Source organism: Kitasatospora sp. NPDC086801, assembly GCF_044745805.1.
GTDB lineage: Bacteria > Actinomycetota > Actinomycetes > Streptomycetales > Streptomycetaceae > Kitasatospora.
Genome location: NZ_JBIVAX010000002.1, coordinates 76736 through 90797 on the forward strand (window position 1 = coordinate 76736; position 14062 = coordinate 90797).

At 73.1% G+C, this 14062-nt stretch carries 13 protein-coding genes and 1 other RNA gene; 4 read left to right on the plus strand and 10 right to left on the minus strand.

What is annotated here, in order from left to right:
• Positions 1-28: 28 nt before the first annotated feature.
• Complete coding sequence (locus ACIPLC_RS03690) at positions 29-526, plus strand: hypothetical protein (RefSeq protein WP_400470750.1); 498 nt, start codon at positions 29-31, stop codon at positions 524-526.
• A gap of 1059 nt (positions 527-1585) precedes the next feature.
• Here the strand turns inward: ACIPLC_RS03690 and ACIPLC_RS03695 are convergent.
• Together ACIPLC_RS03695 and ACIPLC_RS03700 are read right to left on the minus strand one after the other, a co-directional pair.
• The gene (locus ACIPLC_RS03695) at positions 1586-3661 is read right to left on the minus strand and encodes a Mu transposase C-terminal domain-containing protein (protein WP_400470752.1); all 2076 of its coding nucleotides are present in this window, start codon (positions 3659-3661) and stop codon (positions 1586-1588) included.
• Positions 3658-4152, minus strand: a complete 495-nt coding sequence (locus ACIPLC_RS03700) for a hypothetical protein (RefSeq protein ID WP_400470754.1) — start codon at positions 4150-4152, stop codon at positions 3658-3660. Before ACIPLC_RS03700 ends, ACIPLC_RS03695 begins: the two co-directional genes overlap by 4 nt.
• A 161-nt stretch (positions 4153-4313) precedes the next feature.
• Between ACIPLC_RS03700 and ACIPLC_RS03705 the strand changes: the two genes are divergently transcribed.
• The gene (locus tag ACIPLC_RS03705) at positions 4314-4712 is read left to right on the plus strand and encodes an ACT domain-containing protein (protein ID WP_400470756.1); all 399 of its coding nucleotides are present in this window, start codon (positions 4314-4316) and stop codon (positions 4710-4712) included.
• A 188-nt stretch (positions 4713-4900) separates the two neighbouring features.
• On the opposite strand, the gene rnpB is transcribed toward ACIPLC_RS03705, so the two are convergent.
• From rnpB to ACIPLC_RS03730, 5 genes are all read right to left on the minus strand, one after another.
• Positions 4901-5297: RNase P RNA component class A (rnpB, locus tag ACIPLC_RS03710), an RNA gene on the minus strand.
• Positions 5298-5310: 13 nt separating this feature from the next.
• Complete coding sequence (locus ACIPLC_RS03715) at positions 5311-6798, minus strand: MFS transporter (RefSeq protein WP_400470758.1); 1488 nt, start codon at positions 6796-6798, stop codon at positions 5311-5313.
• A gap of 101 nt (positions 6799-6899) precedes the next feature.
• Positions 6900-8357: an RNB domain-containing ribonuclease gene (locus tag ACIPLC_RS03720; protein WP_400470760.1), complete on the minus strand. Its 1458-nt coding sequence runs from the start codon at positions 8355-8357 to the stop codon at positions 6900-6902.
• Positions 8358-8452: 95 nt separating this feature from the next.
• Complete coding sequence (locus ACIPLC_RS03725; protein ID WP_400470762.1) at positions 8453-8824, minus strand: type II toxin-antitoxin system death-on-curing family toxin; 372 nt, start codon at positions 8822-8824, stop codon at positions 8453-8455.
• Complete coding sequence (locus ACIPLC_RS03730; protein ID WP_363580841.1) at positions 8821-9201, minus strand: hypothetical protein; 381 nt, start codon at positions 9199-9201, stop codon at positions 8821-8823. The genes ACIPLC_RS03725 and ACIPLC_RS03730 overlap by 4 nt, the downstream gene beginning before the upstream one ends.
• 153 nt (positions 9202-9354) lie before the next feature.
• On the opposite strand from ACIPLC_RS03730, the gene ACIPLC_RS03735 reads away from it, so the two are divergent.
• Together ACIPLC_RS03735 and yaaA are read left to right on the plus strand one after the other, a co-directional pair.
• Positions 9355-9795 carry a DUF3995 domain-containing protein gene (locus ACIPLC_RS03735; RefSeq protein WP_363580839.1) on the plus strand — a complete coding sequence of 147 codons (441 nt, stop codon included), beginning with the start codon at positions 9355-9357 and terminating at the stop codon, positions 9793-9795.
• An 85-nt stretch (positions 9796-9880) separates the two neighbouring features.
• On the plus strand, positions 9881-10666 hold the full coding sequence (gene yaaA, locus ACIPLC_RS03740; RefSeq protein ID WP_400470764.1) for a peroxide stress protein YaaA: 786 nt from the start codon (positions 9881-9883) through the stop codon (positions 10664-10666).
• A gap of 39 nt (positions 10667-10705) precedes the next feature.
• Here yaaA and ACIPLC_RS03745 read toward each other — a convergent pair whose 3' ends face one another.
• Genes ACIPLC_RS03745 through ACIPLC_RS03755 form a run of 3 tightly spaced genes read right to left on the minus strand, consistent with a single transcriptional unit; the run spans position 10706 to position 13450 of the window.
• Entirely contained in the window at positions 10706-11842 is a 1137-nt protein-coding gene (locus tag ACIPLC_RS03745; protein ID WP_400470766.1) for a bifunctional RNase H/acid phosphatase, read from the minus strand.
• Positions 11843-11846: 4 nt separating this feature from the next.
• Entirely contained in the window at positions 11847-12590 is a 744-nt protein-coding gene (locus ACIPLC_RS03750; RefSeq protein WP_400470768.1) for a zinc ribbon domain-containing protein, read from the minus strand.
• 23 nt (positions 12591-12613) lie between these two features.
• Positions 12614-13450, minus strand: coding sequence for a Nif3-like dinuclear metal center hexameric protein (locus ACIPLC_RS03755; protein ID WP_400470770.1), 837 nt, complete (start codon positions 13448-13450; stop codon positions 12614-12616).
• Positions 13451-14062: the final 612 nt, after the last annotated feature.

A 14062-nucleotide genomic window follows, 5' to 3' on the forward strand; every position in this document is an offset into this window, starting at 1 on the left:
CCGCGCCATCGACGAAGGAAGAGAAGGGGTGACCGTGGCTGACGAACGGCTTGATGCCGAGTGGCTTCGCGGTTGGTGTGCGCAGGCGAGTACGGCACTCGCGAAGCTGATGGAGTCATTCCAGGCGCGGTTTGGCTTCGACCCGGGAAGCAACGTGGTCTTGCATGCTTCGGACGCGAGCCATCGGGCCACCGACATACTCGTGGAGCTGACGCCGATTCCCTCGGACCTGACCACGATGTACTGGGTGATCGACGAAGTCTCCTTGCCCGATGTGGAGAACGGCTACTTCGTCCACCCGGCCTCGCTGGTCGCAGACCACTTCCGCGAGTACGGGACCATCCAAATCGACGGAGAAGAACCCGCCCTGGTATTCGCCAGCGACGGGGGCGGGCATCTGTTCGCGCTGGCGGGCTCCGGGCGGGTCTGGAGGTCGACCACCGCCTCCTGGTTCGATCAGTTCGACCTCGCTGCGGCCAGTCTTCAAGAGTTCTTCGAGGGACAGGGGCCGAGGTGGGAGTTGTGATCGTTCGCGGAGCTCTGCTCTCCAGCGGAAGCCTTGGTGGCAGCATGTGGACGAGCACCATTTGCGGGCCGGCCCCATGTTGCTGCGAGGTGGAAGACTCGCCATCAACACCCCGCAGGCTGGACATTTCTTCGGGTCGTTGCGGCATTGGTCGATGTGCTTGGTGAGGCACGCTTCCGAGCACAGGGTCCGAGGGCGGCCGTCCGGGAGGGCGAACGCCAGGCCGCCGCAATGGATGCAGGAGGTCGGCGGGGGCATCGGGGTTCGAATCCAGCGGCGGGTTCTGCGGGTGCAGCGCCTTGAGCAGGCTCGCCGCTTTCTGGGCTGCGGCAGATATTCGCCGCAGCCGGGGCAGGTCTCCGCCAGTGGGTCTTCTCCGTCCGCCTCATTCTCGTGTCGACGCGGCAGCGGCTGACCGCGGCGACGGCACTCGAACGCGAAGCGTCGGCAATCGCTGGAGCACAGGTATCGTCGCTGCCCGACCCGATAGTCCATGGGCTTGCCGCAGACGCGGCAGGGAGCCGTCCGCCGGTAATGCGAGTTGGTGACGCGGCTGCGCTGTCGGCAGTTCGTCGAGCAGGTCCTGGCCCTGACACCGAAGCTGGAAGTTGGGGTCATCGGTGCCCCGCACTCTTGGCATTGTGTCGTCTCCAGGATCTGCCGGAGCTGAACCGGGTCGCGCCCGGTGGCAGCAGCGATGCGCTCCCAGGACGGCATCCCTCTGTAATGCGGGGGCTCTGCCAAGAATTTGCGCAGGTAGCCGGGCTTCAGATGGTTCGCCTCGGCCAGTCTGGTGATGAAGGAGCGGCCGCCCTCGCCGCTTCGCGGGCGGACTTGGAAGGGCAGCTGACGGATAGGCGACCACCTGGAGCCGGGCATGGTGGTCGAGCCGGTCGTCGTCGTAAGTGTCCCGGTCTGCCGTGCCCAGCGCGTCGTACTCGGCCTTCGTCAGCGCGACCATGGGTTCGTTAAGAGACGCTTCGACGAATGCGCGCCAGCCCGGCAGGGTGGTCAGCTGCCGTCCGAAGTCCTCGTCTGGATCGTCGATGGGCAGCGCGGTCACGAGCGTCTCCAGGGGTCTTCGAGCGGGTTGAACAGTCCCAGCGGGATCACCTCGGCGAGATCGCCGTCGTCCTCGGGCGCTTCGGTTTCGGGCTGCCGCGGCACTTCCGGTACTGGGGACGGGATGGTGAGCGGGGCGGCCTTCGTCCGGGCAGCAACTCGCCACTCGGCCTTGGCCGACCCCGGCCTCCGGTCCTTCTTGCTCGCGGCGAGCCGGTCGGGGCCGGCGTGGGCGCGGGTCAGCAGGTCGGCGACGGCCTGGGCGAGTTCCTCCTCGGTGGCCTTGGGCAGTTGGTGGCTGACGTGGTCCCAGGCCAGGTCACCGAAGGGGACCGGTGCCCGGTTCAAGTACTTCCAGTTTGCCTGGACCCAGCCGCTGTCCCCGCGGTGGTCGCGGACCCAGACCCGGGAGGCGTCGTAGGGGTCGCGGTGGGCTTCCCAGAGCCCGCGCTTGGCGGTGACGCCGGAGTCGCGCAGGCGCATCGGGCCCAGCTCGGGGCTGTCGTAGGTGCGGTTGTTGATTCGGACGCCGTAGGAGTTGACGGCCCGCCAGGCCGCAGGTAGCAGCTCGACGTAGTCCTGCCCGCTGAGCGCGACCGGAACGTAACCGCAGGACTCGACCAGGGCGGCGTACTTCTGGTTCGGCGTGAACAGCCGCCCCGGGTGGTCGGGATCGCGCAGGCCCTCGTGCGGTCGGTTCTGCCAGTGCGCGACGATCCACTCGTCCAGCAGTTCCTGAAGTTCGGGCAGCGACCACAGGTTCTCCTGCTCGGGGTGCCGGCCGCGCTGATCGGTGTTGCGGCCGGTGTGGCCCGGCAGGAACTGGGCGAACATCGTGGCGACCGAGCCCAGCATCTTCTCGATGTGGCCCTTCTGGAAGGGCGATCCCTTGTGGGTGGGCTGGAAGTCGATCTCCAGGAACCGGCAGGAGGCCCGGAAGTTGCGGGAGACGAAAACCTTGCCGTGGTCGCAGACGATCATCTCCGGGACGATGACCGGCTTCGCGGCCGCGTGCTCCAGCCGCTCGTCCAAGGACAGCAGGCGGCGGTGCGGCAGCACCGACCGGGACATCTTCAGCGCGTCGACCCAGCCAGGCCGCATCAGCTCGGGGGTGACGGTGCGGGCCAGCAGCACGCTCGCGTCCACCGACTTCGTCGTCGGCCGCAGCACCGCCGCCGACAGCGTCCGCGACGCGACGTCGATCATGCCCGTCAGCTCGACCTTGCCCACCACCCCGTTGTCGAGGCGGACCATCACGTCCAGCGGCGTGGAGTCGATCTGCATGACCTCTCCCGGAGCCGACACCGTCCACTGGCCGAACGGCGCGCTTGCTCCATGAGCCTTCGATCGGCGTGTGACCGCCGAGCTCATCGCGTGGGTGCCCTTCGTCAGCTTCGCCAGCAGCCGGTAGAGCGTCCGGCGGGCCGGCAGCTCGACCGCCCCGCCTTCCGACTCCCGCAGGATCTCCCCGGTCCGCCAGATCAGGTAGGCCCCGTTGCGGGTCGAGGTGTCGACGCCCTCCTTGATCGCCTTGCGCATCGCCTCGACGACCGGCTCGGCCACCGAGCCGAACTCCGCCCGCTTGCGGACCGGACGGCGGTCGGCCAGGCCGACCAGACCCTCGGCCTGGTAACGGCGGCGCCGGTTCGCGATCGTCTGGGGCGCGACGTCGTGGCCCGCGGCGGCCAGCTCGGCCGCCTTCACGCGCTGTCGCGAGGTCACCGAGGAACCCGGCCCGTAGCCTGGCCGCGGCTGGGCGCCCGGCCCCGCGTCCGGCGCGATCCCGTGCAGGACCTCCAGGATGTGCGCCTCCCACCACAGTGCCTGCTTCACCGTCTCGGGCGGGAACGCCTCCAGCAGCCCGACCGCGGGCAGCGGCATCCGCTCGGGCTGGAACAGGACCTCGAAGTCTGCCGCCTCGAACAGGTTGATCAACGCGACCACCCTGTGCCCGGTCTCCGCGTCCTCCACCACGACGGCCTGGGCCGTGACCTCCAGAACCCCCCTGACCTGGCCCTCGAACCGAACCCTGTGGCCGACCGCCAACGCCGGTGGTCGCTTCAACGCGCTCATCCGCTTCCCTCCGTCCAGACCAGGCTGTCGGCCGCCATCAGGACGCCGGCCAGGTCGGTTCCCAAGGCCCCGGACCACAACAGGTGGAACAGCACCGGCAGCACCTGCAACCGGTCTCCGACCAGCCCGGCGCCTTCCCACAGACCCTTCGGCTCACGGAAGACCTCCAGCAGCCGGTCGGCCACGTCCGCCGGCCTGCCGCAGCGGGCCCGCCGGTATCGGTTCAGCCAGCGGACGTTCGCCATGAACACCGGATCGGGCCGTCCGACCCAGGCGTAGCCGACGTGATCTCCCACCGTCGCCGAGTAGTACCAGCCCGCGAAACCCCGGGCGAACTTGTGCCAACTGAACTCACGGACCGGCTCCACCGTCTCGAACCGCACGTCCCAATTCGTCCGCAGCGGCCCACGCTGACGGACCCCGTCAACGCAGAAGTCCAGCTCAAAGCCCGTTAGCGCATCCTGATCCAGCGCATGGGCTGGCTCTCCCACCGCGTCCCCGCCTGACGACAGCCCTATTGGTCCAACTTCGCTGTCGCAAACTAGCGTCGGTCCAACTTCGCTGGCAAGTGATCCATCTTCGGTGTCACAGGACACCGACACGGACGGCGCACCGGCCCCCCACCCGCCGCCCAGCCGCTACGGTGACGGGCATGGCCGGTGAACGAGACCTCGCGAAGCTGCTGCACGGGATGCGCCCGCTGCTCAACCCGGGGCGGTACGTCTACTGCACGCTGCCCGCCAAGGTGCCCGCCGGCATGCGGCCGGTGGTGACCGTCGCCGAACCCGAAGGCGTCACGGTCGTCGTCGCCCAGGAGGAGGCCGACGCGCTCGGGCTGCGCTACGAGTACGTGGCGGCCTGGATCACCCTGCAGATCCACTCCGCGCTGGAGGCCGTCGGTCTCACCGCCGCCGTCGCCGGGCGCCTCGCCGAGGAGGGGATCAGCTGCAACGTGGTGGCCGGCTTCCACCACGACCACCTGTTCGTCACCGCCGACGACGCCGACCGCGCCGTCCGGGCCCTGGAGGAACTGGCCGGCCGATCCACCTGACGCCGCCACCGCGCAGCGGCGGGCAGCGGCGGGCAGCGGCGGACAGCGGCGGACAGCGGCGGCGCAAGAGCCGGCCTGTACGCCGGGCTCTGTCTCCCGGAGTGCTCGCGCGGCCCGGGGGGCCCCGACGACGAAGGCCCCCTGACCTGCTGTTGCGCAGGTCAGGGGGCCTCGGCCAAGCTGGGCGGCGGAAGAGTCGGCCTGTACGCCGGGTTCTGTCTCCCGGGGTGCTCGCGCGGCCCGGGGAGGCGGCCATCCATCTAGGGCTGCCGTTGCCGACAGCCTCGTGCGGTCTACCCGCGGACTCGGGCGAGCAGCCCTCAGGCATCCGCGCACGGTGCCCGAGGGCACCGATCTTGACCTTGCTCCAGGTGGGGTTTACCGAGCCGGCCGGGTCACCCCGGTCGCTGGTGGTCTCTTACACCACCGTTTCACCCTTACCCGCCGCCGAAGCGGTGGGCGGTCTGTTTTCTGTGGCACTGTCCCGCGGGTCACCCCGGGTGGGCGTTACCCACCACCCTGCTCTGTGGAGCCCGGACGTTCCTCGGCGGGTCAGGGACCCGTCGCGACCGCCCGGCCGGCTCTTCCGCCGTAGTGGTCATCGTAGCCGCTCGGGTGGGGCCTCCCGTACACCGGAGCGGACCGCGGGCGGCTCGCCGCCGAGGCGGGCGGCCACCCGGACGGCGGTCGCGGTCGCCCACGGGGTGGTGGTGGCCAGGCCGAGGAGGAGGATCGCGCCGCCCAGTCCCACCAGGATCCACCAGCCGGCGTGGCTGGCCGGGGCGAAGCCCGTCGCCACCGGGCCGACCACGGCCGAGGTGACGACCGTGCCGATCACCGCCACCCCCAGCGACTGGCCGACCTGGCGGCTCGTCGAGGCGACCGCCGCGGCCACCCCCGCCTGGGCGCGCGGCATGCCGGAGACGGCCGCGTTGGTGATCGGCGCGTTGACCATGCCGAAGCCGAAGCCGAACAGCGCGTACGCGGCCAGCAGCAGCGCCGCCGGGGAGTCGGCCGCCAGCCTGGTCAACAGCAGCCCGCTCGCGGCCAGGCCCAGCCCGGCCGCGACCAGCGGGCCGCGCGGGCCCCGGCTGCCGACGATCCGGCCGGACAGCGGCGCGCAGACCAGCATCAGCGCGGCCATCGGCAGCGTCCACAGGCCCGCCTCGAACGGGTCGTAGTGCCGGACGTTCTGCAGGTAGAGCGTGTTGAGGAAGAGGAAGCCGCCCAGCGCCGAGAAGGCGCAGACCGCGGTGACGGTGGCGCCGGTGAACGGCGCGCTGGCGAAGAACCGCGGGTCCACCAGCGGCTCGGCCACCCGCCGCTCCCAGAGCGGGAAGGCGATCAGCGCGGCCACGGCGGCGGCCGCCAGGGCGAGGATCAGCGGGGACGTCCAGCCGTTGCCCGGGCCCTCGATGATGGCGGCGGTGCCGCAGCCCAGCAGGACGATCATCAGCAGTTGCCCGACCGGGTCCAGCCGGCGCGGCCGGGGCGAGCGGGACTCCGGAACGTAACGGGCGGTCAGGAGTATGGCGACCACGGCGACCGGAACGTTGATCAGGAAGATCGACGGCCAGCCCGCCCCTTCCACCAGGAAGCCGCCCAGCAGCGGGCCGAGCGCCATCGAGATGCCGACCACACCGCCCCAGACGCCGATCGCCCGGGCCCGCTCCTTCGGGTCGGTGAAGGTGTTGGTGATGATCGACATCGCCACCGGGTTCAGCATCGACCCGCCGACCGCCTGAAGCGCCCGGAACGCCACCAGCCACTCCAGGCTCGGCGCCAGACTGCACAGCAGCGAGCCGAGCGCGAAGCACAGCAGCCCGGTCTGGAAGACCCGGCGGCGGCCGAAGCGGTCGGCCACCGAGCCGAACAGCATCAACAGCGAGGCCAGGACCAGGGTGTAGGCGTCGATGATCCACTGCAGTCCGGACGCCGGGGCGTCCAGGTCCCGCTGGATCGCCGGCAGGGCGATGTTCACCACGGTGTTGTCCAGGCCGACGATGAACAGGCTCAGGCAGCAGATCGCCAGGACGAGCTGCCGGCGGCGGCGCCCCGGGGCGGTGGAGGACTGGGCTTCGGGCACGGGACCGATCCTCCCACCTGGGCGGCCCCCGGGGGCCGTGTGACGGACCGTCCGGGTGGCGGTGTCGGGCGGGCGCCGGGGGGCGGGTAGGAGCGTGGAGGTCAGACGGCGGCGAAGCGGACGGTGCGGGTGACCGGGTCGGCCTGCGTCAGCCGGACCCGGATCAGCCCGCCGAGCGGCAGCGCCGCCCCGGCCGGGGCGGCGTCGCAGCGGGCCCGGACGGCGGGCCGGCGCAGCTGCACGGTGCCGGCCGCGGGCCGCCGCTCGTCCACGTCGATCACCACGGCGGTGAAGTCCTCGCCCTCCCGGCCGGCCAGCAGCTCCGCCTCCACCAGGTCCACGCAGGCCCGTTCGACCTCGCCCGCACGGCGGTCCCCGCTCGCCATCAGGCCCGGCACGGCGGGCAGCGCCTCGCGCGCCCAGTCCGGCACCTCCTCCCCCGCCGCCACCGCCGCGCACACCTCCTGCGCGAAGCGGTCGCCGAGCCGGCGCAGCGGCGCGGTGCAGTGCGCGTACGGCGCGGCGAGCGCGGCGTGGCCCGGATCGGCCGGGGCGGGCAGGCCCCGGGACTCGTCGAAGGCGTGGTAGCCAGCGCCGCGCAGCAGGCCGGTGCACGCGTTGAGGAAGGCGGCGTCCAGTGGCGCGTCCGGGTCCAGCGAGCGGATCAGCTCCGGGTACCGGAGCGCCTGCGGCCAGTCCACGTCCAGTGCGGCGGCGATCCGGCGCAGCCGCTCGTACGCGGCGGCGGGCGCGGCGGGCAGGGTGCGCAGCAGGCCGACGCCCGCGTCGAGCATCAACTCGGCCGCGGCCAGGCCGGTGAGCAGCGAGATCTGGGCGTTCCAACCGTCGGCGGGGCCGGGCGCGCGGTAGCCGAGGACGTAGCCGTGCAGGGTCTCCTCGACTTCCTGCTCGGGCACCGGCAGGCTGATCCCGCCCCGCGCGCGCTCCTGCTCCTCGCGCAGTCGGCCGACGGTGGCGAGCAGGGCGAGCTGCTCGTCGGCGCCGCCGAGGTCCACCGCGCGCTGGACGGCCGCGTAGTCGAGGCGGCGGTGCGAGCGGACCAGGGCGCGGCGCAGGTCGGCGAGCACCACGGCGCCGTCGGCGTCCAGGTCCAGCTGCCAGAGCAGGGCGGGCCGGGGCTCGCCGGGCAGCAGGCTGGCGGCGTCCTCGGAGATCCGGGCGGGGTGCAGCGGGACGCGGTGGTCCGGGAAGTACAGGGTCTCGACCCGGCGGCGGGCCTCGGCGTCGATGGCGCCGCCCGGGCGGACGAAGGCGGCGACGTCCGCGATGGCGTAGTACACCCGGTAGCCGCCGCCGGGGCGGTGGAGCAGGTGCATGGCCTGGTCGAGGTCGCGCGAGCCGGGCGGGTCGACGGTGAACAGCGGCAGGTCGGTGGCGTCGTGTTCGGGCAGCCGGGGGCGCTCGGCCGCCTCCTCCGCCTCGGCCAACACCGGCTCCGGCCACTCGGTGTGGATCTCCAGACGGGCGCGGAGTTCGGTCAGTTCGGTGTTGATCCGGGCGGATTCGGCGGCCTTGACGCGCAGTTTTCGGCGAGGCATGCAGGCAGCGTAGGGCGAATCGGGTGATTCCGGACGGATCACCCCGCCGGACGCGCCGGGCCGCCGGTGGCACTGGACTGCCGGTGCTGTTGGGCTCAGCGCCCCAGCAGCGACTTCAGGTCCTTGCCCGCGAGCACGACGGCGTCGTCGTAGCCGCCGGTGGCCAGCCGGAGCACGAAGGCCACCGCGTCGTCCGGGTGCGGGTCGGTGTACGGCTCGCCGTTGTAGTCCAGGAACAGCAGCATCGCCTCGAAGGCGGTGCGCTTGTTCCGGTCGATCAGCGGGTGGTTGCGGGACAGGCTCTGGCCGAGGGCGGCGGCCTTGGTCCACGGGTCCGGGTAGGCGTCCCCGCCGAACAGGCTCGCCTGCGGGCGGGCGATCGCCGAGAGCAGGCCGCCGAGGTCCCGGATGTTCTCCGGGCCGCCGGCCAGGTAGGTGACGTCCTCCAGGTCCAGGTACTCGGTCACAGGTCCTTGAGCCTCTCCAGCGTCTCCGCGTTGGCGGCGCGGATCCGGGCCACCATGGCGGCCCGGCGCTCGGACCGGCTCTGCTGGCCGGGCCCCTGCTGATCGGACCTCTGTTGGCCGGGCTCCTGCGACTGCTCCGTGAGCGCGTCCGGCACCTCGGACTGGCGGACCTCGAAGGCCAGCTCGGCGGTGTCCGACCCGGCCGGGGCCTCGGTCACCCGCACCCGCCCGGCCATCACGGCCTCGGCGGCGGCCCGCACCGCGAACTCCAGGGCCTGCCGGGTCTCCGCCGGCAGGCCGGCGGGCAGGCGCACGGACAGGGACTCCTCCACGGCGTCGTCGTCGCCGGGCACCAGGTCCAGGGGTCGCAGGGTCATCTCGCTCACTCTCCTCGCTGCTCACCGTAGTGGCGAACGCCGGGCGGCCCCAGCGGATTTCCGTTCCCGGGCGGGGGCCCGGGCGGGGTGGGGCACGGGTGTGAGCGCTCGTAGGGTGGGGTCGAGTGGTCGTTCACGAAGGGGGTTCGGGCGATGGGTGTGGTGAAGGCGACCGGGGCGGCGGTGTCCGGGGTGTTGGCGGCGACGGGGGCGCTGCACGCGGTGTGGGCGGTGACGCCGTGGCCGCTGCGGACGCCGGAGGAGTTCGCGGACACCGTGGTCGGCGCGGGCGACGGAGCGCCGTCCCCGGCGGCCTGCGTCGCGGTGGCGGGGCTGCTCGGAACGGCCGCGTACCTGGTGGGGGCGGAGGCCGGGGTGCTGCCGGCGGTGGGGCCGCGGCGGCTGCGGCGGGCCGGGGTGCGGGCGGTGGCCGGGGTGATGCTGGCGCGCGGCGCCGGCGGCCTGGTGCTGTTCGGGAGGGTCGTCGAGCGGTCGGAGCGGTTCAAGCGGCTGGACACCCGGTACTACTCGCCGCTCTGCCTGGCGCTCGCGGCCGGGGCGGCCGTGGTCGCGGGGGCCGGTGGCGCCGAGTAGCCGCGGCCGGACGGGCCGCCCGGGGCGGGCCGGTTTTGCGTAGGGTGGCGGGGTTCATCCGCCACAGAGTGTTGAGGAGTCCGCTGTGCTGGTGCTGTTGCCGCCTTCGGAGGGCAAGGCCGCGTCCGGGGACGGGGTGCCGGTGGCGCTCGACCGGCTGTCGCTGCCCGGGCTGACGGCCGCGCGCGGCGTGGTGCTGGACGCGCTGGTCGGTCTCTGCCGGGGTGACGAGGACACCGCCGCGGAGGTGCTGGGGCTCAGCCCCGGGCTGCGCGGCGAGATCGCCCGCAACGCCGGGCTGCCGGTGGCGGGTGCCCGTCCGGCGGGTGAGGTGTACACCGGGGTGCTGTTCGACAACCTGGGTCTGGCCACGCTGGACGCGGCCGCGTACGAGCGGGCCGAGCGGTCGCTGCTGGTCTTCTCCGGCCTGTGGGGCGCCGTGCGGATCTCCGACCGGATCCCGCCCTACCGCTGCTCGATGGGTGTGAAACTGCCCGGCCCGGGGGCGCTCGGCTCGTACTGGCGGGGCGCGATGGCGTCCGTGCTGCCGGAGGTGGCGGACGGGCTGGTGCTGGACCTGCGCAGTTCGGCGTACGCGGCGGCGTGGAAGCCGGCCGGCGAGGTGGCGTCCCGGACGGCGACCGTCCGGGTGCTGCAGGAGCGCGACGGCAAGCGCACGGTCGTCAGCCACTTCAACAAGGCGACGAAGGGGCGCCTGGTGCGGGACCTGCTGGTCACGGGGGTCGAGCCGAAGACGCCGGCCGAGCTGCTGGACGCGCTGCGGGCGCTGGGGCACCGGGTGGAGCTCGCGGCCGAGGGGACGGCGCGCAAGCCGTGGCAACTGGACGTGGTGGTCACCGAGGTGCACTGAGCCCGCTCCGGGGGGGCGGTTCCCCGCCCCCCCGGGCGGTCAGCGCAGGTGCGAGGTGTCGTTGAGCAGCCGCAGCGAGGCGTTGCCGTCCGCGTAGTACTGGACGGCGCAGAACGAGGCGGCGGACAGCTCCATCCGGTACAGCGCGTCCGGCGGGGCGCCGAGCGCCAGCCGGACCAGCGTCTTGATCGGGCTGACGTGGGAGACCACCAGCACGGTCTTGCCGGGGTGCCGGGCGATGATCTTGTCCCGGGCGACGCCGGCCCGGTGGGTGAGCGTGGTGAAGCTCTCCGTGCTGCCGGTGGGCTTGGCCTTCGCCGAGCCGAGCCAGGCCGCCAGGTCCTCCGGGTGGCGCTCCTGCACCTCGGCGAAGGTCAGGCCCTCCCAGGCGCCGAAGTCGACCTCGCGCAGCCCGTCCTCGTACCGGACCTCCAGGCCGAGCCGGGCGGCGACGATCTCGGCGCTCTCCCGGGTGCGGCGCATCGGCGAGGCCACCACGGCCTGGATGCTGCCGCGGGCGGCCAGTTCCTCAGCGGCACGGGTGGCCTGCCAGCGGCCCTTGTCGGACAGTTCCGGATCGCTGCCGCCGCTGCCGGAGAAGCGCTTCTGCGGGGTCAGCGCGGTCTCGCCGTGGCGGAGCAGGACGAAGGTGGTCGGGGTGCCGAGGTCGGCCTCGGCGGCCCAGCCGGCCTTGGGGGCGGCGGTCTCCAGCGGCGGCTCGTCCACCACCGCGGCGGCCCGCGGCCGGGGCTCCCACTGGCGGCCGGCCTTGCCCGCGTCCATCGCCTCGTTGGCGAGCCGGTCGGCGTCCTTGTTCCGCTCGCGCGGGATCCAGGTGTACGTCACCCGGGCGCGCGGGAGGATCGTGCGGGCCTCGGCGGCGAGCGGCTGCATGTCGGGGTGCTTGATCTTCCAGCGCCCCGACATCTGCTCGACGACCAGCTTGGAGTCCATCCGGACGTCCACCGAGGCGTCCGGGTCGAGCTCCCGGGCCGCCCTGAGGCCGGCGATCAGGCCCTTGTACTCGGCCACGTTGTTGGTGGCGTGGCCGATGAACTCGGCGGCCTCGGCGATGATCTGCCCGGTGTCGCCGTCCCGGACCACCGCGCCGTAGCCGGCCGGCCCCGGGTTGCCCCGGGACCCGCCGTCCGCCTCGACGATGAAGCGAGCCGCCACCGGGTCAGGCGCCCGAATCGGCGGTGCGGACCAGGATCCGCGAGCAGTTCTCGCAGCGGACCACCTTGTCGGCCGGCTCGGCCTTGATGGCGTTGAACTCGGTGATGGAGAACTCGGTGCGGCAGCCCTCGCAGCGGCGCTGGTAGAGGCGGGCCGCGCCGACGCCGCCCTGCGTCTGGCGCAGCTTGGTGTAGAGCTTCAGCAGGTCGGCGGGGACGACGGTGGCGACGGTCTCGCGGTCCCGCCTGACCTTGTCGGCCTCGGTGTCGATCTCGGCGAAGGCGGCGTCCCGGCGGGTCTCGGCCTCGGTGAGGACGACGGTGGAGTGCTCCAGGCGCGCGGTCAGCTCGGTGACCCTGGTCTGGGCGCTCTCCAGCTTCTCCATGACCTCCAGCACGATCTCCTCCAGGTCGCCCTGGCGCTTGGCCAGCGAGCCGATCTCGTGCTGGAGGTTCTCCAGGTCCTTCGGCGAGGTGATCGCGCCGGAGTCCAGGCGCTGCTGGTTGCGGGCGGACCGGGCGCGGACCTGCTCCACGTCCTGCTCGGCCTTGGTCAGCTCACGCGTGGTGTCGCCCTGCTGGGCCTCGGCGGCGACCACCAGGTCCTTGAGCGCGGTGTGGTCGGCGGAGGCCTTCTCGATCTCGGCGTGCTCGGGCAGGCTCCGGCGCCGGTGGGCCAGCTGGTCGAGCTTCGAGTCGAAGGCCTGGAGGTCGAGCAGGCGGATCTGGTCGGCGGGCGCGGCGTTCAAGGGGAAGGCTCCTGTGAATCGGGTCAGGCGGTGAAGGACATGGGGGCGTGCGCGGTCCACGGGTCGGTGACCCGGTGGGAGACCTTGGTCTCCACGGCCCAGCCGCGCTGGTCGGCGGCGGCGTGCAGGGCCCGCTCGGCCAGGGTGAGCCAGGGCCACTCGGTGGCCCAGTGCGCGGCGTCGACCAGGGCGACCGGCGCCGCCTCGGCGGCCTCGGACGCCGGGTGGTGGCGCAGGTCGGCGGTGAGGTAGGCGTCCACCCCGGCCGCCCGCACCTCGGCGAAGAAGCCGTCGCCCGAACCGCCGCACACCGCGACCCGGCTCACCAGCCGGTCCGGGTCGCCGGAGACCCGGACGCCCGTGGCGGTGGCCGGCAGGCCCTCGGCCACCTGCGCGGCGAAGGCCGACAGGGGCAGCGGGGGCTCCAGCAGGCCGATCCGGCCGGTGCCGCGGCGGCCCAGCGGGTCGGTCGGGTCCGGCACCAGCGGGCCGGTCACCCGCAGGCCCACCGCCTCGGCGAGCGCGTCCGAGACGCCGGGGTCGGCGTGGTCGGCGTTGGTGTGCGCGACGTGCAGGGCGATGCCGTTGCTGATCAGCGTGTGCACCACCCGGCCCTTGAAGGTGGTCGCGGCGACGCTCGTGGTGCCGCGCAGATAGAGGGGGTGGTGGGTGACCACCAGGTCGGCGCCCCACTCGACGGCCTCGTCGACGACCGCCTGCACGGGGTCGACGGCGAACAGCACGCGGCCGACCTCGGCCTGGGGGTCTCCGCAGACCAGGCCGACGGCGTCCCAGGCCTCCGCCCACTGCGGCGGGTAGACCTCTTCGAGCGCGGTGATGACGTCGGACAGTTTCGGCACCTGTCGAGACTACCGTGCGCGCGGGGGCGGTCGGGCCTCGGCCGTTCGGCGACCTGGCGGCGGTGAGGTGGCGGTGCGGTTCGGACGCGGGTGCCGATGGCGTACGGACGCACGTCAACCTGCGGCGGGGGCGCCCGGGCGGGCCGGCGCGGGTCTCACGCGCCCCGCGTGCCCGGCGCCCACTGCTCACACGGGGGCCCTCGCACGAATTCGAAACCGCCTCCTGATCACCCTTACGAGTGAAGTGACTGGCTCCACGTTGAGCCACCCCCGTCTCGAAAGTAACTTCAGTCCTGCGAACGGGAGTTGCCCCGACAGTTGCCCCGACCGGGGGTCGGGAAGGCGCTCCGCCGGACACGGGCCCTGGCGAGACCGGGCCCGGGGCGGGCGCGGCCGGGGCTCCTGCCCCAGGCGCGGCACCGCCGTACCAGGGCGGCGCGCCGTACCGAGGCGGTACGCCACACCGAGGCGGCACTCCCGCTCGGGGGCGGCACTCCCGCTCCGGGGCGACACTCCCGCTCCTTCCGAGGAAACCGATCAGGCCGGGCCGCACGCCCGGGTGCCGGAGCAGATGGGCACCGCGCGGGGCGGCGGACGAGACGAAGGGATGTG